The sequence below is a fragment of the uncultured Pseudacidovorax sp. genome, from assembly GCF_913773995.1.
Taxonomy (GTDB): domain Bacteria; phylum Pseudomonadota; class Gammaproteobacteria; order Burkholderiales; family Burkholderiaceae_C; genus Xenophilus.
In genome coordinates, this window is sequence record NZ_CAJYES010000104.1 from 1 (window position 1) to 22,937 (window position 22,937).

The 22,937-nt window shown below is 70.2% G+C and carries 20 protein-coding genes; 15 read left to right on the forward strand and 5 right to left on the reverse strand.

Going from position 1 to position 22,937, the window contains the following annotated elements; translation table 11 throughout:
* Positions 1–58: 58 nt before the first annotated feature.
* From QZ772_RS08895 to QZ772_RS08910, 4 genes are read right to left on the reverse strand one after another with little or no spacing between them, the layout of a single operon-like run.
* Positions 59–1,546, reverse strand: coding sequence for an efflux transporter outer membrane subunit (locus tag QZ772_RS08895; protein ID WP_295524869.1), 1,488 nt, complete (start codon positions 1,544–1,546; stop codon positions 59–61).
* Entirely contained in the window at positions 1,543–4,827 is a 3,285-nt protein-coding gene (locus tag QZ772_RS08900; protein ID WP_295524872.1) for an efflux RND transporter permease subunit, read from the reverse strand. The genes QZ772_RS08895 and QZ772_RS08900 overlap by 4 nt, the downstream gene beginning before the upstream one ends.
* Positions 4,824–7,994, reverse strand: a complete 3,171-nt coding sequence (locus QZ772_RS08905; RefSeq protein ID WP_295524874.1) for an efflux RND transporter permease subunit — start codon at positions 7,992–7,994, stop codon at positions 4,824–4,826. Before QZ772_RS08905 ends, QZ772_RS08900 begins: the two co-directional genes overlap by 4 nt.
* On the reverse strand, positions 7,991–9,673 hold the full coding sequence (locus QZ772_RS08910) for an efflux RND transporter periplasmic adaptor subunit (protein ID WP_366510565.1): 1,683 nt from the start codon (positions 9,671–9,673) through the stop codon (positions 7,991–7,993). The genes QZ772_RS08905 and QZ772_RS08910 overlap by 4 nt, the downstream gene beginning before the upstream one ends.
* Positions 9,674–10,005: 332 nt before the next feature.
* On the opposite strand from QZ772_RS08910, the gene QZ772_RS08915 reads away from it, so the two are divergent.
* The 6 genes from QZ772_RS08915 to QZ772_RS08940 all read left to right on the forward strand — a co-directional run bounded on the left by QZ772_RS08915 (position 10,006) and on the right by QZ772_RS08940 (position 14,662).
* Positions 10,006–10,542, forward strand: coding sequence for a DUF6622 family protein (locus tag QZ772_RS08915; protein ID WP_295524876.1), 537 nt, complete (start codon positions 10,006–10,008; stop codon positions 10,540–10,542).
* Positions 10,543–10,612: 70 nt separating this feature from the next.
* Positions 10,613–10,903 (forward strand): 2TM domain-containing protein, encoded by a 291-nt coding sequence (locus QZ772_RS08920; RefSeq protein WP_295524877.1) that lies wholly within the window; start codon positions 10,613–10,615, stop codon positions 10,901–10,903.
* A gap of 66 nt (positions 10,904–10,969) precedes the next feature.
* Entirely contained in the window at positions 10,970–11,644 is a 675-nt protein-coding gene (locus QZ772_RS08925) for a glutathione S-transferase (protein ID WP_295524880.1), read from the forward strand.
* 81 nt (positions 11,645–11,725) lie between these two features.
* Entirely contained in the window at positions 11,726–12,694 is a 969-nt protein-coding gene (locus tag QZ772_RS08930; RefSeq protein WP_295524882.1) for a sterol desaturase family protein, read from the forward strand.
* On the forward strand, positions 12,691–13,851 hold the full coding sequence (locus tag QZ772_RS08935) for a histidine kinase (RefSeq protein WP_295524886.1): 1,161 nt from the start codon (positions 12,691–12,693) through the stop codon (positions 13,849–13,851). Before QZ772_RS08930 ends, QZ772_RS08935 begins: the two co-directional genes overlap by 4 nt.
* Positions 13,852–13,864: 13 nt before the next feature.
* Complete coding sequence (locus QZ772_RS08940) at positions 13,865–14,662, forward strand: LytTR family DNA-binding domain-containing protein (protein ID WP_295524889.1); 798 nt, start codon at positions 13,865–13,867, stop codon at positions 14,660–14,662.
* Between the two features lie 110 nt (positions 14,663–14,772).
* On the opposite strand, the gene QZ772_RS08945 is transcribed toward QZ772_RS08940, so the two are convergent.
* Positions 14,773–15,102 carry a hypothetical protein gene (locus QZ772_RS08945; protein ID WP_294367414.1) on the reverse strand — a complete coding sequence of 110 codons (330 nt, stop codon included), beginning with the start codon at positions 15,100–15,102 and terminating at the stop codon, positions 14,773–14,775.
* A gap of 202 nt (positions 15,103–15,304) precedes the next feature.
* On the opposite strand from QZ772_RS08945, the gene QZ772_RS08950 reads away from it, so the two are divergent.
* From QZ772_RS08950 to QZ772_RS08990, 9 genes are all read left to right on the forward strand, one after another.
* The gene (locus tag QZ772_RS08950; protein ID WP_295524893.1) at positions 15,305–17,191 is read left to right on the forward strand and encodes a glutamine--tRNA ligase/YqeY domain fusion protein; all 1,887 of its coding nucleotides are present in this window, start codon (positions 15,305–15,307) and stop codon (positions 17,189–17,191) included.
* Between the two features lie 125 nt (positions 17,192–17,316).
* Complete coding sequence (locus QZ772_RS08955) at positions 17,317–17,565, forward strand: type II toxin-antitoxin system Phd/YefM family antitoxin (protein ID WP_295524895.1); 249 nt, start codon at positions 17,317–17,319, stop codon at positions 17,563–17,565.
* Between the two features lie 3 nt (positions 17,566–17,568).
* Positions 17,569–17,985, forward strand: coding sequence for a type II toxin-antitoxin system VapC family toxin (locus QZ772_RS08960; protein ID WP_295524899.1), 417 nt, complete (start codon positions 17,569–17,571; stop codon positions 17,983–17,985).
* Positions 17,986–18,032: 47 nt separating this feature from the next.
* On the forward strand, positions 18,033–18,728 hold the full coding sequence (locus tag QZ772_RS08965; protein ID WP_295524902.1) for a uracil-DNA glycosylase family protein: 696 nt from the start codon (positions 18,033–18,035) through the stop codon (positions 18,726–18,728).
* 100 nt (positions 18,729–18,828) lie between these two features.
* The gene (locus tag QZ772_RS08970) at positions 18,829–19,497 is read left to right on the forward strand and encodes a pseudouridine synthase (RefSeq protein ID WP_295524905.1); all 669 of its coding nucleotides are present in this window, start codon (positions 18,829–18,831) and stop codon (positions 19,495–19,497) included.
* On the forward strand, positions 19,494–20,852 hold the full coding sequence (locus QZ772_RS08975; RefSeq protein WP_295524908.1) for a cache domain-containing protein: 1,359 nt from the start codon (positions 19,494–19,496) through the stop codon (positions 20,850–20,852). The genes QZ772_RS08970 and QZ772_RS08975 overlap by 4 nt, the downstream gene beginning before the upstream one ends.
* Positions 20,849–21,484 carry a response regulator transcription factor gene (locus QZ772_RS08980; protein ID WP_295524911.1) on the forward strand — a complete coding sequence of 212 codons (636 nt, stop codon included), beginning with the start codon at positions 20,849–20,851 and terminating at the stop codon, positions 21,482–21,484. Before QZ772_RS08975 ends, QZ772_RS08980 begins: the two co-directional genes overlap by 4 nt.
* A gap of 55 nt (positions 21,485–21,539) precedes the next feature.
* Positions 21,540–21,770 (forward strand): AbrB/MazE/SpoVT family DNA-binding domain-containing protein, encoded by a 231-nt coding sequence (locus QZ772_RS08985; protein ID WP_295524913.1) that lies wholly within the window; start codon positions 21,540–21,542, stop codon positions 21,768–21,770.
* 133 nt (positions 21,771–21,903) lie between these two features.
* The coding region (locus tag QZ772_RS08990) for a carbon starvation CstA family protein (protein WP_295524916.1) at positions 21,904–22,937 on the forward strand (1,034 nt) is incomplete at its 3' end.

The window sequence follows — 22,937 nt, forward strand, 5'->3', positions numbered from 1 at the left end:
CAGGCCACGCAGCGGTGCAGCGCGCAACCGTCCGCTCATGGCGAGCCCCAGCCCGGGCTCAACGCGTCGACCTGGGGAGGCCGGCCGCGGCGGCTGCCGGCGTGCGCAGCCAGTCGGCCTCCCACCCACCCCCGAGCGCCTGGATGAGCGCCACCGCCGAGGCCTGCCGCGACAGCTGCGCATTGAGCAGGCTGCGCCGGGCGCTCAGGGCCGAGGCCTGGGCCGTCACCACGTCGGTGTAGCTCACCTGACCGGCGCGGTAGCGGTTGAGGATCTGCTGCTCCGTCAGGTCCGCCGCCTCGGAGGCCTGCCGCAGCAGCACCGCCTGCTCGGCCTGCGCGGCGGCATTGCTCAACTGGTCCTCCACGGCCTGGAAGGCGCTGAGCACCGTCTGCCGGTAGCTGGCCACCGCGCCCTGGTAGGTGGCGCCGGCCGCATCGACCTGGGCCGCGATGGCGCCGCCATCGAACACCGTCTGAGCGGCCGAAATGCCCAGCGCCCACAGCAGGTTCGAGGCATTGAACAGCTCGCCCACCCGGCTCGCACCGCCCGTGACCGACGCGGTGAGGTTGAGGCTGGGAAAGTACGCGCTGCGGGCAATGCCGATCTGCGCATTGGCCCGCGCCATCGTGCGCTCGGCCGCCGCGATGTCGGGCCGGCGCTGCAGCAGTTCGGCCGGCAGACTGAGCGGCACCGAGGGCACCACGGGCAGCCAATCGGGCTGGGCCGCGAGCGTGAAGTCGGCCGGCGCCACGCCCACCAGCACGGCGATCGCATGCTCCAGCACGGCCCGGTCGCGCACCAGGCCGGCGCGGTCCGAACGGGCACTGACCAGCTGGGTCTGCGCCTGCAGCACATCGGTCTGCGCCGCGATGCCCGCCTGGTAGCGGTTGCGCGTGATGGTCAGCGAGCGCTCGTAGCCTTCGAGCGTGCGGTCCAGCAGCGCGATCTCGGCGTCGGTCGCGCGCAGCTGCAGGTAGTTGGTGGCCAGCGCACCCAGGGCCGACAGGCGGGCGGCCGCCAGGTCGGCCTGGCTGACCTGCGCGCTGGCGCTGGCGCTTTCCACCGACAGGCGCAGACGGCCCCACAGGTCGGCGTCCCAACTCGCCGTTAGCCCGGCCGAGAAGCTGTTGGACGGCCGCGTGCCGCTGTCGCTCTTCACCGGGCCGCTGCGTCGGCCGCTGCCGCTGGCCGTGAGCGCCGGCAGCAGCGAGGCGCGCTGCTCGCGCACCAGCGCCTGGGCCTGGCTGTAGGCCGCCACGGCCACGGCGATGTTCTGGTTGTTCACCTGCACGCGCTCGGCCAGTGCATCGAGCTGCGGGTCGTCGAAGCGCTTCCACCACGGCCCCTTGTCCAGCGTGTCGCCCGGCGCGGCGGGCAACCAGCCGGCCACGGCCGGCGCCTCCTTGAAGGCGGCGGGTGCCGCATCGGCCGGTGGCGCGTAGCGCGGCCCCACGGCGCACCCGGCCAGCAGGACGGCCGCAGGGGCCGCGAGCAGCAGCTGGCGGCGCGCGAGGAAGGCGGAAGGAACGAAGCGGGTCTTCATCGGGTGGGAGCGTGTTCGTGGATGCCGATGGGCGGCACGCGGCCGCCGCCGGGACGCAGGCGGTCCATCAGCACGTAGATGACGGGCACGGTGAGCAGCGTGAGCAGCTGGCTGGCGACGAGGCCGCCGATGATGGTCACGCCCAGGGGCTGGCGCAGTTCCGAGCCCACGCCGAAGCCGATGGCCAGCGGCAGCGCGCCCAGCATGGCGGCCAGCGTGGTCATGAGGATGGGCCGCAGCCGCAGCAGGCTGGCCTCGCGCACCGCATCGACGGCCGTGAGGCCGCGCTGGCGCTGCGCCTCCAGCGCGAAGTCGATGATCATGATGGCGTTCTTCTTGACGATGCCGATTAGCAGGAAGAGCCCGATCAGCGCCATGATCGACAGGTCCATGCGCAGCATCAGCAGCGCCAGCACCGCGCCCACGCCCGCCGAAGGCAGCGTGGTGAGCACCGTCACCGGATGGATCAGGCTCTCGTACAGGATGCCCAGCACGATGTAGATGACCACGATGGCCCCGACGATCAGCAGCGCCTGCTGGTTGCCGCTCTGCTGCGCCGCGCGCGCCGTGCCGCCGAAGCTGCCGCGCACGTTGATGGGCAGGGCCACGTCGTTCTCGGCCTGCTTGATGGCCGCCTGTGCCTCCTGCAGCGTCACGCCGTCGGGCAGGTTGAAGGAGATGGTGCTCGACAGCTCGGTGTCCTCATGGCTGATAGAGCTGGGCACCGCCCGCTCCTTGAGGGTGGCGAAGGCCGACAGCGGCACCAGCGTCGTGGTGCTGGTCGCCAGCGCCTGCCCGGTGGAGGCGCCGCGCTGCCCCGGGTTGGCCGAGGTGGTGGTCGAGGTGCCGGTGCTGGTATCGGTATTCGCCTGCAGCGAGGTACTGCCCGTGCTGCCGTCCGCATTGGTCGTGCTGCTGAGCGTCGAAGGCACGTACAGGTCTTTCAGCGCCAGCGGCGAGGTCTGGAAGCGTGGCGCCCATTCCATGATGACCGAGTACTGGTTGAGGTCGTTGTAGATGGTCGCCACCGAGCGCTGGCCGTAGGCGTTGTAGAGCGCGCTGTTGAGTGCCGTCGTGTTGACGCCCAGCCGCGCGGCTGCGTCGCGGTCCACCGACAGGAAGGTCTCGACGCCGTTGTCGTTGGAGCTCTCGCCGTCGACATCGGCCAGCTGCGGCAGCTCGGCCATGCGCGCCGCCAACTTGGCCGAGGCAGCGCGCAGATCGGTGATGTTGTCGGCGCGCAGGGTGTACTGGTAGGCGGAATTGCTGGAGCGTCCGCCCATGCGCAGCTCCTGCACCGGCCCCAGGAAGACCCGCAGGCCCGTGAGCTGGTTGAGCTGCGGCCGCAGCCGGTCGATCACCACCTGCGTCTTCACGCCCCGTTCGGCCAGCGGCTTGAGGTTGACGAACATGAAGCCGCCGCCTGCGCGCGTGCCGCCGGTGAAGCCCACCACCGTGTCCACGGCCGGATCGGCCTTGATGATGTCCACCGCCTGCTTGAGCTTGGCCGACAGCGCCACGGACGAGATGCTCTGGTCCGCGCGCAGGCCGGCGTTGATCTGGCCGTTGTCCTGCTGCGGGAAGTAGCCCTTGGGCACATGCACGAACAGATAGACGTTCAGGCCGATGACGGCCAGCAGCGAGATCAGCACGATGGTCTTGCTCGCCAGGGCCCAGTCCAGGCTGCGGGCGTAGCCGCGCAGGATGCCGTTCCATACCCGGTCGCCCTGACGGCCCAGCCAGGCGCTCACCGGTGCCCAGCGGCGACCGATCGGCCCGGGCGGACGGCGCTGGTACCAGCTCTCGGCCCGCAGCAGGGCCGCGCACATCATGGGCGTGGTGGTGAGCGAGATGACCAGCGAGATCAGCACCGCCACCGACAGCGTCACCGCGAACTCGTGGAACAGCCGCCCCACCTGCCCGCCCATGAACAGCAGCGGGATGAACACCGCCACCAGCGACAGGCTGATGGACAGCACGGTGAAGCCGACTTCGCGCGCGCCCTGCAGCGCCGCCTGCAGCCGGCCCATGCCGTTCTCGATGTGACGCTGCGTGTTCTCCAGCACCACGATGGCGTCGTCCACCACGAAGCCGGTGGCCACCGTCAGGGCCATCAGGCTCAGGTTGTTGAGCGAGAAGCCCAGCAGGTACATCACGCCGAAGGTGCCCAGCAGCGACACCACGGTGGCGACGGTCGGGATGATGGTGGCCCGTGCCCGACGCAGGAAGAGGCCCACCACCAGCACCACCAGCGCGACCGAGATCATCAGCGTGAACTCGACCTCGTGCAGCGCGGCGCGGATCGAGGCCGTGCGGTCCGAGGCGACCTGCACGTCGATGTCCTGCGGCAGCTGCGCCTTGAGTTCGGGGATCAGCGCACGCACCGCGTCCACCGTCTCGATCACGTTGGCGTCGGCCTGCGCCCGCAGCAGCACCACGATGGCCGGCTGGCCGTTGAACAGGCCCAGCGTGCGCGTGTTCTCGACGCTGTCGATCACCTCGGCCACGTCCTTCAGGCGCACCGCCGCGTTGTTGCGCCAGGCGATCACCAGGTCGCGGTAGTCGGCCGCGCGCAGGCCCGGGGACGGCGTGTAGATCTGCAGCCGCCGGTCCTCGCTCTCGATCACGCCCTTGGGCCGGTTGGCGTTGTTGGCCTGGATGGCGGCACGCACGTCCTCGGTGCTGATGCCCAGTCGGTTGAGGCTGAAGGGCTCCAGCTCCACCCGCACGGCGGGCAACGAGCCGCCGCCGATCTCCACGTCGCCCACGCCTTCAACCTGCGAAAGGCGCTGGCTCACGATATTGGAGACCGTGTCGTAGATCTGCCCGGGCGTGCGCGTCCTGGAGGTGAGCGCGATGATCATCACCGGCGCCGCGGCCGGGTTGGCCTTGCGGTAGGTCGGGTTGCTGCGCAGCGTGGCGGGCAGGTCGACGCGGGCCGCATTGATGGCGGCCTGCACCTCGCGCGCGGCCGAATCGATGTCGCGGTTCAGGTCGAACTGCAGGGTGATGCGCGTGGAGCCCACGGAGCTGGTGGAGGTCAGCTCGTTCACGCCCGGGATCACGCCCAGCCGCCGCTCCAGCGGCGTGGCCACGCTGCTGGCCATGGTGTCGGGGCTGGCGCCGGCGATGCTGGCGCTGACGCTGATGACCGGGAAGTCGACCTTGGGCAGTGGCGACACCGGCAGCTTGAAGAAGGCCAGGATGCCGGCCAGCGCGATGCCCAGCGTCAGCAGCACCGTGGCCACCGGCCGCAACACGAAGGGGCGCGACAGGTTCACGCGCGTGCCTCCGGCGCAGGTACCGCGGGACCACCGTCGTCGTCATCCTCGCGACCGCCCTTGCGCGAGAGGCGCCGGCCCAGCCGATCGAAGGCCAGGTAGATCACCGGCGTGGTGAACAGCGTGAGCAGCTGCGACAGCACCAGCCCGCCGAAGATCGACAGGCCCAGCGGCCGGCGCAGTTCCGCGCCCTCGCCCAGGCCCAGCATCAGCGGCACCGCGGCGAACAGCGCCGCCAGCGTGGTCATCAGGATGGGGCGGAAGCGCAGCAGCGCGGCCTGGCGGATGGCGTCCTCGGGCGCCTTTCCCTCGTTGCGCTCGGCATCGATGGCGAAGTCGATCATCATGATCGCGTTCTTCTTGACGATGCCGATCAGCAGGATGATGCCGATGATGCCGATCACGCCCAGGTCGTTGCCGCTGAGCATCAGCGCCAGCAATGCACCCACGCCGGCCGAGGGCAGCGTCGACAGGATGGTCATCGGGTGCACATAGCTCTCGTACAGCACGCCGAGCACGATGTACACGCACACCACCGCGGCCAGGATCAGCCATAGCTGGCTGGTCAGCGAATTCTCGTAGGCGCCGGCCGCACCCAGGAAACGCAGGTTGATGCCGACAGGCAGGCCGATCTCCTGGGCTGCCGCTCGGATGGCCGAGACCGACTTGCCCAGCGCCACGCCCGGTGCGGTGTCGAAGCCGACCGTGGCCGCGGGGTATTGCGCCACCCGCGTGATCTGCAGCGGCGCGGGCTGCTCGCGCACGGTGGCGAAGGCCGACAGCGGTGTTGCCGTACCGCCGCCGGTGCGCAGCTGCAGGCTGCCCAGGCCCTGGGGCGAATCGAGCCCCTCGCGCTGCGCCTCCAGGATCACGCGGTACTGGTTGGTCTCGGTGAAGATGGTGGAGACGATGCGCTGGCCGAAGGCACTGTAGAGCGCATCGTCCACCGAACTGGCCGTGACCGACAGGCGCGAGGCCGTGTTGCGGTCGATGTCCACATAGGCGGCCAGGCCCTGCGCGCCGGCGTCGGTGGTGGCATTGCGCACCAGCGGCTCATTGCCCAGACGCGCGACGAGCTTCTTCGCCCAGTCGTTGACGGTGGCGGTGTCCGAACCTTCCAGCGCCACGCGGAATTCGGTGGGGCCGGATTCGGCATCGATGGTCAGGTCCTGCGTGGGTTGCAGGTAGAGCTTGACACCCGCCACCTGCGTCCGCACCGCCTGCGTCAGCCGGTTCATCACCACGTCCTGCGCATCGCGGCTGCGGCGCAGGTTGATCAGCATGCTGCCGGTGTTGAGCGCCATGTTGCTGGCGCCGTCCACGCCCACCACCGAACTCACGCTCTGCACATCGGCATCGGCCAGCACGACGGCGGCTGCGTGCTCCTGCAGCTGGGCCATGCGCTCGTACGACACATCCTGAGAGGCCTCGATGCGGGCCTTGAGCTGGCCGGTGTCCTGCGTGGGGAACAGGCCCTTGGGGATGACCACGTACAGCAGGGCCGTGAGTGCCAGCGTGGCCACCGCCACCACCAGCGTGAGGCCCTGGTGGCGCAACACCCAGCCCAGGCTCACGTCGTAGCGGGCGATCACGCGGTCGAAGAAGCGCTGCACCGTGCGGCCGAGCCGGCCGCCGCTCTTCGATTCGGGTTCCAGCCAGCGCGCGGCCATCATGGGCACGAGCGTGAGCGAGACCACGGCCGAGATCAGGATGGTGATGGCCAGCGTGACCGCGAACTCGCGGAACAGGCGGCCCACCACGTCCTGCATGAACAGCAGCGGGATCAGCACCGCGATCAGCGACACCGTCAGCGAGATGATGGTGAAGCCGATCTGCGAGGCGCCGTCGAGCGCAGCCTTGAACGGCGGCTCGCCCTCCTCCAGCTTGCGGGCGATGTTCTCGATCATGACGATGGCGTCGTCCACCACGAAGCCGGTGGCGATGGTCATGGCCATCAGGCTCAGGTTGTTGAGCGAATAGCCCAGCAGGTACATCACGCCGGCCGTGCCGATGAGCGAGATGGGCACCGCGATGCTGGCGATGATCGTGGCACGCAGGCTGTGCAGGAACAGGAAGATGACCAGCACCACCAGCACCACGGCCAGCACCAGTTCCATCTGCACATGCTCGACCGAGGCGCGGATGCCGGAGGTGCGGTCGGACAGCACCTCCACCCGCACATTGGCCGGCATGGCGGCCTGCAGCTCAGGCAGACGGGCGCGGATCGCATCCACGGTGGAGATGACGTTGGCACCCGGCTGGCGCTGCACGTTGACGATGATGGACTGGCGCAGCGTGCCGTCGCCGGCCCCGTTGGCCTGGGGCTTGTCGTCCTTGAGGCCGGCCCAGGCGCCCAGCTGTGCGTTTTCGGCGCCGTCGACCACGCGGGCCACGTCCGCCAGGCGCACCGGCGCGTTGTTCTTCCAGGCGACGATCAGCTTCTTGTAGTCGGCCGCGGTCAGCAGCGCGTCATTGGCGTTGATGGTGTAGGCCCGCTGCGGCCCGTCGAAGCTGCCCTTGGCGCCGTTGGCATTGGCCGCGGCGATGGCGTTGCGCAGCGTGTCCAGCCCGATGCCGGCCGAGGCCAGCGCCTGGGTGTTGGCCTGAATGCGCACGGCCGGCCGCTGGCCGCCTGCCAGCGTGACCAGGCCCACGCCGCTCACCTGGCTGATCTTCTGCGCCAGCCGGGTGTTGACGATGTTCTGCACCTCGGTCAGCGGCAGGGTGTCGGCCGTGACCGCCAGCGTCATGATGGGCGCATCGGCCGGGTTGACCTTGGCATAGACCGGCGGCGCCGGCAGGTCGGTGGGCAGGAAGGAGCCGCCCGCGTTGATGGCGGCCTGCACCTGCTGCTCGGCGACGTCCAGCGTCTGGTCCAGGTCGAACTGCAAGGTGACGATGGAGACGCCCGCCGCACTGGTCGAGCTCATGCGGTTGAGGCCGGCCATCTGGCCGAACTGGCGCTCCAGCGGCGCACTGACGGTGCGGCTCATGACCTCGGGACTGGCGCCAGGGTAGAGCGTCTGCACCTGGATGGTCGGGTAGTCCACCTGCGGCAGCGCCGCCAGCGGCAGGAAGCGCAGGCCCACCAGGCCGGCCAGCACGATGGCCAGCATCAGCAGCCCGGTGGCGACCGGCCGCTCGATGAAGGGACGCGAGGGATTCATCGGCTTTCACCGCTGCCGCCACCACCGCCGCCTTCGCGGCGACGCTGTTGCAAGCGCTGCCAGCGCTCGATGGCCTCGGGGTCGCCCTTGTCCAGGCCGTCGAGCATCGCCTGGATTCGGGCCAGCCTCTCGGGGTTGTCGCGGGCACTGTCGAGCATGCGCTGGCGCTGCTCGGGCGTGGGCAGTGCGGGCGCAGGCGAGGCGGCAGCGGACGCAGGCGCGGCGGCAGCGGACGCAGCCGCGGCGGCAGCGGACGCAGCCGCGGCGGCAGCGGGCGCAGCCGCGGCGGCAGCGGGCGCCGAGGCCCCGGCCTGCGGCGCCGACGCGCCGGCGGCGGGCGCGCCCGCGCCCTCGGCCCCGCGGCGGCGTTGCCCGCCCTGGCGTGGGCCGGTGGCCGGGCGCTCACCCTGCAGTTGAACGCGTGAGCCGTCGTTGAGCCGGTCGCCGCCTTCGGTCACCACCTTCTCGCCGGCTTGCAGGCCAGAGGTGATGGCGATCACTTCCGGCGTGGACTCGCCGCGCTTGACGGGCCGCACCTCCACCGTGCGGTCGTCGCGGATCACATAGACATAAGGGCCGGTGGGTCCGGTTCGCACCGCGGTCACCGGCACCACCAGCGCATCGACCGTGCGCAGCGTGAGCCGCAGGTTCACGAACTGGCTGGGAAAGAGCTTGGCCTGCGTGTTGTCGAAGCGGGCCTTGGCCTTGACGGTGCCGGTGCCCACGTCGACCACGTTGTCGAGCGTGGAGAACGTGCCCTGGTCGAGCACGTCGCTGCGGGTGCGGTCCAGCGCCGTGGCCTGCAGCCTGGACCCGCTGGCCTGCTGCGCCTGGATTTCGGGCACGCGGTCCTGCGGCACCGAGAACTGCACGTCGATCGGGTTCATCTGCGTGATGACGGCGACGCCCGTGGTCGCATTGGCCGCCACGTAGTTGCCCGGGTCCACCGCACGCAGGCCGATGCGGCCCGTCACCGGGGCAGTGATGCGGGTGAAGTCGAGGTTGAGTTGGGCGCTGGCCTCGGCCGCCTTGTCGCTGACCACGGTGCCCTCGAGCTGGCGCACCAGCGCGGCCTGCGTGTCCACGTCCTGGCGGGCGATGGAGTCCTGCGAGAGCAGCGTGCGGTAGCGCTCCAGTGTCACCCGCGCGGCAGCCAGCTGCGCCTCGTCGCGCAGCCGCGTCCCCCGCGCCTGGTCCAGCGCCTGCTGGTAGGGCCGGTGGTCGATCCGCGCGAGCAGCTGGCCCTTGCGCACCGTCTGGCCCTCGGTGAACAGCACCTCGGCCAGCACACCGCCGACCTGCGGCTTGAGCGTGACGGTCGCCAGGGGCGTGACGGTGCCGAGTGCGTCCAGCGTGATGGGCAACTGCATGCTGCGCACCACGGCATTGCCCACGGTGACGCTGCCGAAGCCGCCGCCCGGACCGCCTGGGCCACCCGGGCCGCCAGGACCACCGGGCCCGCCCGGACCGCCGCGGCCCGGCGGCCCGCCAACGCCGGCGCTGCCTTCGGCCGCCGGGCGGTGAACCAGGTACCAGCCCAGCCCCACCAGTCCGGCCACCAGCACGAGCACCGCCGCACCACCCAGCCAGCGGCTGCGCCGGCCCGGGGGACGCGCCGGCGGCATCACCGGCTCCGTGGCGTTCGTGGTCTGGGCAGGGGGGGTGTGGCGAGGGTCCATGGATGCGTAGCAAGCGTGCGGCTGAGCGTGCCGCGAGTAGAGCGGGAAATCGTAGCTGCGATGTGGGAGCGACCGTAAAGCGGCGGTAAAGCCTCGGCCCTGTCGGCCGGCGCCCCGTCGGGCGATTCGAGGGCGGCCGCCAGTGCGGATCCGGGGCGGCCACCGCGCGGCCTCAGCCCGCTGCCGTTGGCGCCGCCATCCTGCCGTTCGCGCCACGCTGGCGCCATTCATCGCAGGTCGGTGGCGGCGAGCGCTGGCGGCCGGCACAGTCCATTCCATCGCAGCTGCCTGACCGGCGGCCCCACCCACCTGACCTCACCCAAGGACTTTCCATGCTCACCGATTCCATGCTCTTCCAGATCGTCGCCCACACCCCCACGTGGGTGTTCGCCGTCTTCGCGGTGCTGGCCTGGCGCGGCGCACGACAGTTGGTGACGCGCGAGGTCAGTCTGGCGGGCGTCACCGTGCTGCCGCTGGCGCTGGTCGGCTTCGCGCTCTATGGCGTGGCCTCGGCCTTCGGCCATTCGCAGGCCGGGCTGCTGGCGCTGGTGGCCTGGGTCGTCGCCGCGGCCGCCAGCGGCTTCTGGATGCAGGCACGGCCGCTGTCGCCGCGCACCCAGTACGACCCCGAGCTGCGCGAGTTCCTGCTGCCGGGCAGCCCCTGGCCGCTGGTGCGGATGCTGGGCATCTTCCTGACCAAGTACGTCGTCGGCGTGACGCTGGTCTTCCATCCCGGCCTGGCGCAGGACAGCGGCTTCGCCCTGGGCATCAGCGTCCTGTACGGCCTGTTCAGCGGCATCTTCGCGGGCGGCGCCCTGCGGCTGTGGCGCCTGGCGATCAGCGCCGACCGCGCGGCATCGCTGGCCTGAGCCGATTCGGAAGCCCCACGAGCCCGGGGCAATCGTCCGTCCCTTTTCCCTTTCCCACTCGGAGCCCTCCATGCGCCAAGATGCCTACTCCTCTATCGATGCCCTCGCCCGGCGTCGCGCCAAGGCCAAACTCGGATGGTTCGCCCATGCCGCCATCTACACACTGGTCAATCTGGCCCTTATCGCGGTGTCGATGGCGCATGGGCGCCACTGGGCGGTGTTTCCGTTGCTGGGTTGGGGCCTGGGCCTGTTCTTCCACGGACTGGGCGTGTGGGTCTTCGCGCCAGGCAATGCGCTGATGGAGCGCATGGTGCAGCGCGAGCGGGAGCGCCTGACCGCTGACGGCCGCACGGGTGGCTGACAGGCCGGCACCGCACGGCACGCCGCGCCCCCCGCTTGTGCCGGCACTCAGGCAACATCGCGCCCCATGATCACCATCCACCACCTCGAAAACTCCCGTTCCCAACGCGTGCTGTGGCTGCTGGAAGAACTCCAGCTTCCCTACGAGATCGTGCAGTACAAGCGCGACCCGGCCACCATGCTGGCGCCGCCCGAGCTCAAGCGGGTGCATCCCCTGGGCAAGGCGCCGGTCGTCACGCTCGACGACGGCAGCGTGCTCGCCGAATCCGGCGCCATCCTGGAGACGCTGGCCGAGCGCTACCCCGCGGCCGCCCTGCTTCCCGAGGCCGGCAGCCCCGAGGCGCTGCGCTGCCGCTACTGGCTGCACTACGGCGAGGGTTCGGCCATGCCGCCGCTGCTGCTCACGCTGGTGTTCAACCGCATCAAGGGCGCGAAGATGCCCTTCTTCGTCAAGCCCATCGCCCGCGGCATCGCCGACAAGGCCATGGCCAGCTTCGTGCAGCCTCAACTGCGCCAGCACCTGGACTTCATGGAGTCGGAACTGGCCCAGCGCGACTGGTTCGCCGGCCCGTACTTCAGCGTGGCCGACATCCAGATGAGCTTCCCGGTCGAGGCCGCCCGCGCCCGGGCCGGTCTGGACGGCAGCCGGCCGAAGCTGATGGCGTGGCTCGAACGCATCCACGCACGGCCGGCCTACCAGCGCGCGCTGCAGCGTGGCGGCCCCTACGCCCTGATGGATTAGGGCCTGTCAACCCTGTGCGCTGACAGGCCCTGAGCGCTGTCAGGCGTCCTTTCCCCAACACTTCGTCCGGAGCGCGCCGCCATGCCAGTTCTTCTGCTCATCCTCAAGTTCGCCGTCGTGACGGTGCTGGTCGCCTCGCTGCTGGAGGCCGTGGTGCTGACGTGGCGCCATGCCCGCGGCCTGGGGCCGGCCTACGACTGGAAGTCCGCCGGCCTCTCGATGGTCGACTTCCTGGTGCGCGAATACCCGCTGCGCTGGCTGCTGCCGCTGGCCTTCTGGCTGGGCTGGATGGACTGGCTCTATGCGCACCGGCTGTTCACCCTGCCGCTGAGCCACTGGACGGGCTGGGTGGCGGCCTTCCTGCTGCAGGAGTTCTGCTACTACTGGTACCACCGCGCGGCACACCGCGTGCGCTGGTTCTGGTGCACGCATTCGATCCACCATTCGCCCAACGACCTCAACCTGTCGGCGGCCTACCGCTTCGGCTGGACGGGCAAGCTCACCGGCGTGCTGGCTTTCTTCCTGTTGGCGCCGCTGCTGGGTGCGCCGCCGCGGCTGATCCTGCTGATGTTCACGCTCAACCTGCTCTACCAGTTCTGGATCCATGCCACCTGGATCCCGCGCCTGGGCCCGCTCGAATGGGTGCTGAACACGCCCTCGGCGCACCGGGTGCACCATGCATCGAACCTGGAATACCTGGACGGCAACTACGGCGGTGTGCTGATCGTGTTCGACCGGCTGTTCGGCACCTACATGGCGGAGCGGGCGGACGTGAAGCCGCGCTACGGCCTGGTGAAGCCGCAGACCTCGTACAACCTGCTGGTCATCGAGTTCGACGGCTGGCGCGCACTGTGGCGCGACCTGCGCGGGGCGAAGTCGGTGGGCGAGGCGCTGGGCTACCTGTGGCGCCCGCCGGGATGGCGGCCGGGTGGGGGCGAAACGACGGAGGAGTTGCGTCGCAATGCGCGGATGGCGGTGCCAGCCGCTGCGACTGGGCCGCTGGGAACGACGGCGGACGTCGCGATCACGCCACCGCTGTCGACACCATGAGGGCGGCGTCCGATTCCGCATCCGCTACCGGCGCCGCAGCAGCGCCGACGACACTGCAGGTGCTCGGCAGCCTTCTGCGCCACTACCTGCATGTGCTGGCTCTCTGCTGCGTGGTGACCGTGTTCACCACTCTGATGTGGCCCACGCGCAGCTATCTGGTCCAGCTCGTCTACTCGCTGTGCATCGGCACGATCTGCTGGGCACTGATCGAAGCAGGCCGCTATCTGTTCCATCCCGATGACTGCCACGGCGACCCCGACGGCGGACACGGATGGCCCAAGGGCTGGCGGGGCGTGCTGCTCACCAGTTGCGGAGTGCTGATCGGCTTCTACGTTGGCGACCCGTTGGCCTTCTGGCTGATCGGCCCGGGCGATGTCGATGCCGGGCCCGCCCACAAGAACATCATCGGGCTCTACATCACGGTGGCAGCGGGCGCAATCGGCTCCTTCTACTTCCATGCCCGTGGCAAAGCCGCCGCGATGACCGCGAAGATCGCCGAGACCGAGCGAGACGCCACGGAGGCGCGCCTGAAGCTGCTGGAGACGCAGCTGGAGCCGCACATGCTGTTCAACACCCTGGCCAACCTGCGCGTGCTGATCGGCACCGATCCCGAGCGCGCCATCGCCATGCTGGACCGGCTCAACGACTACCTGCGCGCCACGCTGGGCGGCTCGCGCAGCACGCTGCATCCGCTGTCGCAGGAGTTCGACCGCCTGGCCGACTACCTGGCGCTGATGGCCGTGCGCATGGGGCCGCGCCTGCGCTGCACGCTCGAGCTGCCGCCCGACCTGCGCGCGGTGCCGGTCCCCCCGCTGCTGCTGCAGCCCCTGGTCGAGAACGCCATCCGGCACGGGCTGGAGCCCCACGTCGAAGGCGGCGAGATCCGCGTGCTGGCCCGGCGCGAGGCGGACGACCTCGTCATCGACGTCATCGACACGGGTGCCGGGCTGGCCGCGGCACCGGACGGCGGGCTCGCCGAGGGCGCAGGCTCGCCGCCCTCCGACACCGGCGCGGCGCCCACCGGCGGCTTTGGCCTCACCCAGGTGCGCGAGCGCCTGCGCACCCTGCATGGCGAGCGCGGCACGCTCACGCTGAGCTCGCCGCCCGGCGGCGGCACCTGCGCCACCGTCACCCTGCCCCTGCCTGCTTCCGCCTGACCACGCCCTGCCGATGCCCACCGCCCTGATCGCCGAAGACGAACCGCTGCTCGCCCAGTCCCTGCAGGTCGAACTGGCACGCGCCTGGCCCGCCCTGCAGGTGACGGCCCTTGTCGGCGATGGCCTCGGCGCCGCCCGCGAGGCGCTGCGGCTGCGCCCTGATGTGCTGTTCATGGACATCCGCATGCCCGGCCAGGACGGCCTGGCCGCGGCCGAGGAGATCGCGGAACGCTGGCCCGCGGACGAAGCGCCCATGCCACAACTGGTGTTTGTCACCGCCTATGACGAGTACGCCGCCCGCGCCTTCGAGGCGCAGGCGCTGGACTACCTCATGAAGCCGGTGCAGCCGCAGCGGCTCGCCCGCACCGTCGCCCGGCTGCAGGAGCGCCTGGCCGCGCCCGCAGCCCTGCCGCAGCAGGCACTGGCGCAGTGGCGCGACCTGCTGGGCGCCGCCTCCCCGCCACGAGGCGAGTCGTCGCCGCTCAAATTCATCGCGGCGAGCAATGCCGGCGGGACGACCATACGCATGGTGCCGGTGGACGAGGTGCTGTACTTCGAGGCGGCCGACAAGTACCTGCGCGTGTTGACGGCCGATGCCGAGCATCTGATCCGCACGCCGCTCAAGCAGTTGCTGCCGCAGCTCGATCCGCAGCGCTTCTGGCAGATCCACCGCGCGGTGGTGGTGCGGGCCGACGCCGTCGACGCCGTCCATCGCGACGAGGCGGGGCGCATGCAGCTGACGCTGCGCGGCCGGCCGAACGAGCCCCTGCCGGTGAGCCGGCTCTATGCGCCGCTGTTCCGGGCGATGTAGCGAGCGGAGCCGAAGGGGACGAAGCGCCCACGAAAAAGCCGCCTTCCGGCACGCGGAGAAAGGCGGCTCGATTCGCGACATGGACCGGCCGTGAGGCCGACCCGCTGCCGTCAACGCCAGTGGTGGTGGTGGCGGTAGTAGTAAGGGCCCGGGCCGTAGTAGACCGGTGCCGGCTCATACACCACCGCCGGAGGGGGCGGACGGTAGTACACCGGCGGCGGCGGGCGGTAGTACACCGGTGCGGGCGGGGCCACGTAGTACGCCGGGGGCGGGCCGTAGTACGCGGGCGGCGGCGCTGCCACACCCACGGCCACGCCCGGCACCGACACGCCCAGCGACCAGCTCACCTGCGCGCTGGCCGACGATGCGGCAAACAGGGCACCCGCCGCGACGGCGGCAGCCGCCGCCCACTTGAAGAAGCCCGTGCGAGAGACATTCATCTCGATCTCCTGGAAAAACTGGGGAAGGACGCCATTCGGAAAAACTGCCGTCCACCTGACCCATAGAACGGCCAAGGCCCCGGAAAGGTTCACCCTCGAACGTGACGTTGGTTGCCAGACGTAACCCTTCTCGCGTCACGGACAGCATTTGCGCTGCAGCGCGGCGAAACCATCGGCGCCGGCCGGCCCATAAAATTCCCCGATGACTTCTCCCTCTGCCCCGCACGGCGACAACAAGAACAATGGCGGCAAGCAGGCTGCCGCGCCCGCGGCCCCGGCCGCTCCGAGCAACTTCCTGCGCCACGTCATCGAAGCCGACCTGGAACAGGGCACTTATGCCCCGCGCCGCTGGGGCGGCGGGCCGGGCGACGGCCCCTCGCATCAGGCCGGCATGCCCGATCCGGCCAGGATCCGCACCCGCTTCCCGCCCGAGCCCAACGGCTACCTGCACATCGGCCATGCCAAGAGCATCTGGCTGAACTTCGAGCTGGCCAAGGAATACGGCGGCGTGTGCCACCTGCGCTTCGACGACACCAACCCCGAGAAGGAAGAGCAGGAGTACGTCGACTCCATCCGCGAGGCGATCCGCTGGATGGGCTATTCCACCGCCCTGGCCGACGTGCCCGCCGAGCCGGGCGCTGTGCAGGACCACATCTACTACGCCAGCAACTACTTCGACTTCATGTACCGCGCGGCCGAGCACCTGGTGACGGCCGGCCATGCCTACGTGGACGAGCAGACGCCCGAGCAGATGCGCGCCAACCGCGGCGACTTCGGCACGCCCGGCACCGACAGCCCCTTCCGCAGCCGCACGCCCGAAGAGAACCTCGCCCGCCTGCGCCAGATGAAGAACGGCGAGCTGCCCGACGGCGCCGCCGTGCTGCGCGCGAAGATCGACATGGCCAGCCCCAACATCAACCTGCGCGACCCCACGCTCTACCGCATCCGCCGCGCGACGCACCACAACACGGGCGACGCCTGGTGCATCTACCCGATGTACACCTATGCGCATCCCATCGAGGACGCGCTGGAGCAGATCACCCATAGCATCTGCACGCTGGAGTTCGAGGACCAAAGGCCTTTCTACGACTGGCTGATGGCGCGGCTGATCGAAGGTGGCCTGCTCACCGCGCCGCCGCCCCGGCAGTACGAATTCGCACGGCTGAACGTCACGCACGTCATCACCAGCAAGCGCAAGCTGCGCCAGCTGGTCGAAGACCGCCATGTGGATGGCTGGGACGACCCGCGCATGCCCACGCTGGCCGGCCTGCGCCGCCGCGGCTACACGCCCGAGGCGCTCAAGCTGTTCTGCGAGCGCAGCGGCACCACCAAGTCCGGCGGTGCCTGGACCGAGTACGCCGCGCTCGAAGCCGCGCTGCGCGATGCGCTCGACCCCGTGGCGCCGCGCGCCATGGCCGTGCTCGATCCCCTCAAGCTCGTGATCACCAACTGGGACAGCGCCATGGGCGCCGGCCACCTGGAGCCCTGCAGCGCCCCGGTCAACCCGCATGACGAGGCGTCCGGCCACCGGCATTTCCGCTTCGGCCGTGAGCTGTGGATCGAGCGCGAGGACTTCATGGCCGTGCCCGAAAAGGGCTACCGCCGCCTCTTCCCGCCGCACACCAATGCCGCCGGCCAGCCGGTCGAAGGCAACAAGGTGCGCCTGAAGTACGGCTACGTGGTGCAGTGCACCGGCTTCGAGCAGGACGCCGATGGCCGCGTGACCCAGGTGCGGGCCGAGGTCCTGCCCGACACCAAGAGCGGCACGCCCGGCGCCGACAGCGTGAAGGTCAAGGGCGTGATCGGCTGGGTCGGCGCCCATGACGCCGTGCCCGCCGAAATCCGCCTCTACGAGCGCCTGTTCAAGACCGAGCAGCCCGGCAGCGCCGACAACATCGCCGACGAACTGAACGATGCCAGCCTGAGCACGGTACAAGGCTATGTCGAAGCCGGCCTGGCCGGCGCCGCTCCGGAGACGAACTACCAGTTCGAGCGCCTGGGCTATTTCGTGGTCGACGCCAAGGCCTCGGCCGAGGGCCGGCTGGTGTTCAACCGCACGAGCGGGTTGAAGGACAGCTGGGGGAAGTGAGCGCTTCGTGTTCGGCTTCGACCGATACGCAGCAGGCAAGGGCCGGTCCGCAGACCGGCCTTTTGCATGGATGGCCCGCAACGCCGCCTAAAATCTGACCTTTCTGGTCAGAACGGGAGAGAACAATGCAGACATGGCAAATGCAGGACGCCAAGGCACGCATGTCCGAACTGGTGAAGTCCGCCCAGGAACAGCCGCAGGACATCACGGTGCACGGCAAGTCGGTGGCGGTGGTCGTCTCCCGCCAGACCTTTGATCGCCTGTCGCAGGCGCAGGGCTCGCTGCTGGACTTCATGCAGCGCTCGCCGCTGGCGGGCCAGGACGACCTGGTGCTCGAGCGCGACCCCAGCCCCACGCGCGACACGGCATTCTGAGTCGTGAGCTACCTGGTCGACACCAACGCGCTGTCCGAGTTGCGGCGGCGCGTGCCCGATGCGAACGTGGCCGCCTGGTTCGCCAGGCGGCCACCCACGACGCTGTACCTCAGCGTGCTGACGCTGGGCGAGATCCGAAAGGGCATCGACGGCGTGCCGGAGCCCGCCAGGCGCCAGGCGCTGGCGGACTGGCTGGAGGTCGACCTGCCGCTCTTCTTCACGGGCCGCGTCCTGGGCATCGACGCCGCGGTCGCCGACCGCTGGGGACGGCTGGTCGCAGAGGCTGGCCGCTCCGTGCCGGCCATTGACAGCCTGCTCGCGGCCACGGCGCTCGTCCATGACCTGGTGCTGGTCACGCGCAACACGCGGGACTTCGCCGGCATGCCGGTGCAGGTCTTCAACCCCTGGCAAGCGGTCTGACCAGCTTCCCTGCCGCCTCGCCTCGATGCCTATCCCGTCAGCGAACGATGACCTGCACCCGCCTTTCAGCCGCCCAGCACGCCGCCTTCCGCCGCTTGGCGCAGGACCTCCCCGGCATTGATCGCGAGGCCTATGAATCCGCCGGCCGCGACTGGCGCGATCCGGTCATCGGCCTGGGGCCGCGGGACGCGGCCCTGTGCATCTTCGGCCGCGACCCGGGGCGCACGGAGGCGCAGCAGGGGCAGCCTTTCCTGGGCAAGGGCGGGCAACTGGTGCGGGCGGCGCTGCACCGCCAGCGGCATGGGCCAGACGCACAGGCGCCAGATTTCGAGGCTTCCATCGAAGCCGGCTCAGGCGTGTTCTGGCTCAACACAGCGCCTTACAAACCCGTGGGCAACAAGGCCTGGTCGATGGCGGTCAAGCGCCGCTTCCAGCCGCTGATGGCCGAGTTGCTCATCGACCTGTGGCAAGGCCGCGATGGCCGGCGCACCGTGATCGCGCTGGGCCGCGAGGCCTTCTTCTGGTTCGGCATCGGGCAACCGGTCGAGGTGAATGCGGCCCTTGACGACTTCTGGGCGCTGGGCGACGAACGCTATGCCCGCACGCTGGAGGTCGGCTACGCGCACGGCGGCGTCACGAACCCCATCACGCTCGCGCCGCTGCCGCATCCATCGCCGGCCAATGCGGTGTGGTTCTCGCGCTTCTCGGCGCTGATGGATGCACGCCTGCGGGACTCGAGCTGACATCCCGGCGCCTCAAGGCGCTTCGCCGCGAGGATGGCTGCGGACGATTGCGCAATATCGACGACCGGCCTTCAGTGCGGGGCTATGCTCGCCGCCGTCCATGACTGTGCCGCTCCCCCGCCTCATCCGCTTCCATAAACCCTACGGCGTGCTCAGCCAGTTCACGCCCGAGGGACGCTGGCGCGGACTCAAGGAGTTCATCGAGCTGCCCGGCGTGCACGCCGCTGGCCGGCTCGACGCCGACAGCGAAGGCCTGCTGCTGCTGACCAGCGATGGCCCGCTGCAGGCGCGCATCGCCGATCCGCGGCACAAGATGGAGAAGACCTACTGGGTGCAGGTGGAGGGAATCTGCACCGACGAGGCGCTGGCGCAACTGCGCCATGGCGTCGTGCTGAACGACGGGCCCACGCTGCCGGCCCGCGCGCGCCGGCTCGACCCACCGCCGCAGTTGCTGCCCCGCGAGCCCCCGATCCGCGAGCGCAAGAACATCCCCACCGACTGGATCGAGCTGGCCATCCGCGAGGGCCGCAACCGGCAGGTGCGGCGCATGACGGCGGCGGTGGGCCTGCCGACGCTGCGGCTGATCCGCGTCGCCATCGGCCCCTTCGTGCTCGACGGACTGGCGGCCGGCACCTGGGAGGCGCTGGAGGTGCCGCCGGTGCTCGATGCGCCGGTGCCGCGCCCACCACGCACCGGTAGCGCGGGCCGTCCCAGCACGCCCCGTCCGGCATCGCCGCGCCGCCCCCCGCCGCCCGGCCGCCGCCCATGACCCTGCGCACCAAGATCATCGCCCTGGCGGTGCTGCCCCTGCTGCTGGCGCTGGGCCTGGTCGCCTTCGGCCTGCAGCACCAGTCGCGCGACCTGCACCGACGCGAGCGGCTGCTGATCGAGCAGAGCCACATGGCCCAGCGCCGCGGCGAGCTGCGCAGCTACGTGGACCTGGGCCTGAGCGTGATCCGCCCGCTCTACGACCGCGGCGACGACGCGGCCACGCAGCAGGAGGCGCTGCGCCTGCTGGGCACGCTGAACTACGGCAACGACGGCTACTTCTTCGTCTACGACCTGCAGGGACGCGTGCTGATGCATTCGCGCCAGCCCGAGCTGGTCGGCCAGTCGCTGTGGGACCTGCGCGACTCGCAGGGCCGCTACACCATCCGCGACCTGATCGGCCGCGCGCGCGCCGGCGGCGGCTACGTCGAATACGAATGGCGCAAGCCCTCGGCAGGCGGTCTGGCGCCCAAGCTGGGCTATGTGCAGGCGCTGGACGGCTGGCAATGGATGGTCGGCACCGGCCTGTATCTGGACGACATCCAGGCCACGCTCGACGCGCTGGACCAGCAGACCAGCGGCAACGTCAGCGGCACCCTGCTGTGGATCGCCGCCATCGCCATGCTCTCGCTCGCGGCCGTGAGCGCGGGCGGCCTGCTGCTCAACCTGAGCGAGCATCGCGTGGCCGAGGCCAAGCTGCGCCAGCTGGCCCGGCGCGTGGTGCAGTCGCAGGAGGAAGAACGCGCCCACCTGGCCCGCGAGCTGCACGACGGCACCAGCCAGACGCTGGTGTCGGCCAAGCTGCTGGTCGAGTCGGCCGTGGACGACTTGCAGCGCGAGGGCCGGCCCGTGCCGCCGCTGCTGGCGCGGGCGCTGCAGCGCCTGGGCGAGGCGCTGCTGGAAGTGCGCCACATCTCGCACCGCCTGCGGCCCGCGCTGCTCGACACGCTGGGCCTGCCCGCCGCGCTGGAACGGCTGGTGGACGAAGCCGGTGGCGCAGGCCCCACGGTCGCACTGCAGGTCACGGGCGAAGCCGGCGAACTGTCGGCCGAGGCCAAGACCGCCCTCTTCCGCATCGCGCAGGAGGCGCTGACGAACGTCCAGAAGCACGCGGGCGCCGCCCACGCCGACCTGCGACTGGACTGCGGGCCCGACCGCGTCCGCCTGACGATCAAGGACGACGGCCTGGGCTTCGACGTCGAAGCCGCGCAGGCCGACCCGCACCGTGGCCTGGGCCTGCGCCACATGCGCGAACGCATGGAGGCCGTCGGTGGACGTCTGCGCCTGCAGTCCGCCCCCGGCCACACCACCGTCACGGCCGAGCTGCCGCGCCCTTTCAACGACAACTCCGCATGACTCCCAAGACGCCCGTGCGCCTGTTCCTGGTCGACGACCATCCACTGGTGCGCGACGGCCTTCGCGCCCGGCTGGAGGCGCTGCCCGGCCTGTGCATCGTCGGCGAGGCCGGCAGCGCGGCCGAAGCCCTCGCCCAGATCGACGCCGCGCAGCCCGATCTGATGCTGGTCGACGTCGGCATGAAGGACATGAACGGCATCGAGCTGGCCGCCCTGCTGCTGGCCCGGCCCACGCCGCCGCATGTCGTCATGCTCAGCATGTACGACAACCCCGAGTACGTGCAGCGCGCGCTGCAGGCGGGCGCGCAGGGCTATGTGCTCAAGGACGCGCCGGCCTCGGAGATCGTCGCCGCCATCGAGGCGGTGGCGGCCGGCGGCACCTTCCTGAGCCCGGCGGTGTCGAAGAAGCTGTTCCGCAACCAGGCGCCGCGGCCACTGCTCACCCCGCGCGAGAGCGAGATCCTCTCGGCCATCGGCCGCGGCGAATCCAGCAAGCAGATCGCACGCGAGCTGGGCCTGTCGGTGCGCACGGTGGACGCGCACCGCCAGAGCATCAAGCGCCGGCTCGGGATCGAGGGGCAGGCGGAGCTGGTCCGCTATGCGGTAGAGCACACGCGGCAGTTCGGCGGATGAGGGTTGGCGAGTGCAAGTCCGCGCCTTTCAATCAATCCTGTACAAGGAACCAAGCATGTTCAAAGCCTCGATGACGAGCAAGGGCCGGATCACCATCCCCGCCAACATCCGCCGCCAGATGAGGCTGAGCCCAGGTGATCGGGTGGTATTCACGACCCTGGACGACGGCACCACCGTGATCCGCGCGCAGACCCGCAGCCGGAAAGAGCTTCGCAGCCTGCTCAAGCCCGAGCGGGATGGCCGAGCGTCGGCGGACGGTAGCGAGATGGAGTTGGGGAAGTACTGAAATAGGCAATTCACCCTTGCCTCGGGTTGTCCCTTAGGCAATCTATCGCGCCCCCTCCACGCACTGCAACGGATGCGCCGCGGGGCGCCGCTTCCGACACTCGATGGGTTTTCACCCTCGAGAGACAACGCACATGCAAAGCCTCCGCCGCCACCTCGTGTGGCTCGTGGTGGCGGTCGTCGGCGCCTTCGCGCTGGCCACCGTCGCCCTCACGCGCGGCGAAAGCGTCAACGCCCTGTGGGTCGTGACCGCCGCCGTCTGCACCTACCTGATTGCCTATCGCTACTACAGCCTGTTCATCGCCGACAAGGTGCTGGGGCTGGACGGCTCGCGCAAGACGCCCGCGCACCGGCACAACGACGGGCTGGACTACGTGCCCACCGACAAGAACGTGCTGTTCGGCCACCACTTCGCGGCCATCGCGGGCGCCGGCCCGCTGGTGGGCCCGGTGCTGGCGGCGCAGATGGGCTACCTGCCCGGGCTGCTGTGGGTGCTGGCCGGGGTGGTGTTCGCCGGTGCGGTGCAGGACTTCATCGTGCTGTTCATCTCCACCCGCCGCGACGGCCGCTCGCTGGGCGAACTGGTCAAGCAGGAGATGGGCGCGGTGCCCGGCATGATCGCCCTCTTCGGCACCTTCATGATCATGATCATCATCCTGGCGGTGCTGGCGCTGATCGTGGTGAAGGCGCTGGCCGAATCGCCCTGGGGCACCTTCACCGTGGCGGCCACGGTGCCGGTGGCCGTGTTCATGGGCCTGTACCTGCGCTACATCCGCCCGGGCCGCATCGGCGAGGTGTCGGTCATCGGCTTCGTGCTGCTGATGGCCGCCATCTTCGGCGGCCAGGCGGTGAGCGAGAACGCGGCCTGGGCCGCCATGTTCACCTTCGACGGCAAGGCCCTGACCTGGATGCTGATCGGCTACGGCTTCGTGGCCGCCAGCCTGCCGGTGTGGCTGCTGCTGGCACCGCGCGACTACCTGTCGACCTTCCTCAAGATCGGCACCATCGTGGCGCTGGCCATCGGCATCGTGATCGTGATGCCGCTGCTGCAGATGCCCGCGCTGACGCAGTTCGCCAATGGCAACGGCCCGGTGTGGTCGGGCTCGATGTTCCCCTTCCTGTTCATCACCATCGCCTGCGGCGCGGTGTCGGGCTTCCATGCGCTGAT

Coding starts and splice junctions, on each gene's coding strand:
- QZ772_RS08895 (WP_295524869.1), bottom strand. CDS start 1,546: ATGAAGACCCGCTTCGTTCCTTCCGCCTTCCTCGCGCGCCGCCAGCTG.
- QZ772_RS08905 (WP_295524874.1), bottom strand. CDS start 7,994: ATGAATCCCTCGCGTCCCTTCATCGAGCGGCCGGTCGCCACCGGGCTG.
- QZ772_RS08910 (WP_366510565.1), bottom strand. CDS start 9,673: ATGGACCCTCGCCACACCCCCCCTGCCCAGACCACGAACGCCACGGAG.
- QZ772_RS08915 (WP_295524876.1), top strand. CDS start 10,006: ATGCTCACCGATTCCATGCTCTTCCAGATCGTCGCCCACACCCCCACG.
- QZ772_RS08920 (WP_295524877.1), top strand. CDS start 10,613: ATGCGCCAAGATGCCTACTCCTCTATCGATGCCCTCGCCCGGCGTCGC.
- QZ772_RS08925 (WP_295524880.1), top strand. CDS start 10,970: ATGATCACCATCCACCACCTCGAAAACTCCCGTTCCCAACGCGTGCTG.
- QZ772_RS08930 (WP_295524882.1), top strand. CDS start 11,726: ATGCCAGTTCTTCTGCTCATCCTCAAGTTCGCCGTCGTGACGGTGCTG.
- QZ772_RS08935 (WP_295524886.1), top strand. CDS start 12,691: ATGAGGGCGGCGTCCGATTCCGCATCCGCTACCGGCGCCGCAGCAGCG.
- QZ772_RS08940 (WP_295524889.1), top strand. CDS start 13,865: ATGCCCACCGCCCTGATCGCCGAAGACGAACCGCTGCTCGCCCAGTCC.
- QZ772_RS08945 (WP_294367414.1), bottom strand. CDS start 15,102: ATGAATGTCTCTCGCACGGGCTTCTTCAAGTGGGCGGCGGCTGCCGCC.
- QZ772_RS08950 (WP_295524893.1), top strand. CDS start 15,305: ATGACTTCTCCCTCTGCCCCGCACGGCGACAACAAGAACAATGGCGGC.
- QZ772_RS08955 (WP_295524895.1), top strand. CDS start 17,317: ATGCAGACATGGCAAATGCAGGACGCCAAGGCACGCATGTCCGAACTG.
- QZ772_RS08965 (WP_295524902.1), top strand. CDS start 18,033: ATGACCTGCACCCGCCTTTCAGCCGCCCAGCACGCCGCCTTCCGCCGC.
- QZ772_RS08970 (WP_295524905.1), top strand. CDS start 18,829: ATGACTGTGCCGCTCCCCCGCCTCATCCGCTTCCATAAACCCTACGGC.
- QZ772_RS08975 (WP_295524908.1), top strand. CDS start 19,494: ATGACCCTGCGCACCAAGATCATCGCCCTGGCGGTGCTGCCCCTGCTG.
- QZ772_RS08980 (WP_295524911.1), top strand. CDS start 20,849: ATGACTCCCAAGACGCCCGTGCGCCTGTTCCTGGTCGACGACCATCCA.
- QZ772_RS08985 (WP_295524913.1), top strand. CDS start 21,540: ATGTTCAAAGCCTCGATGACGAGCAAGGGCCGGATCACCATCCCCGCC.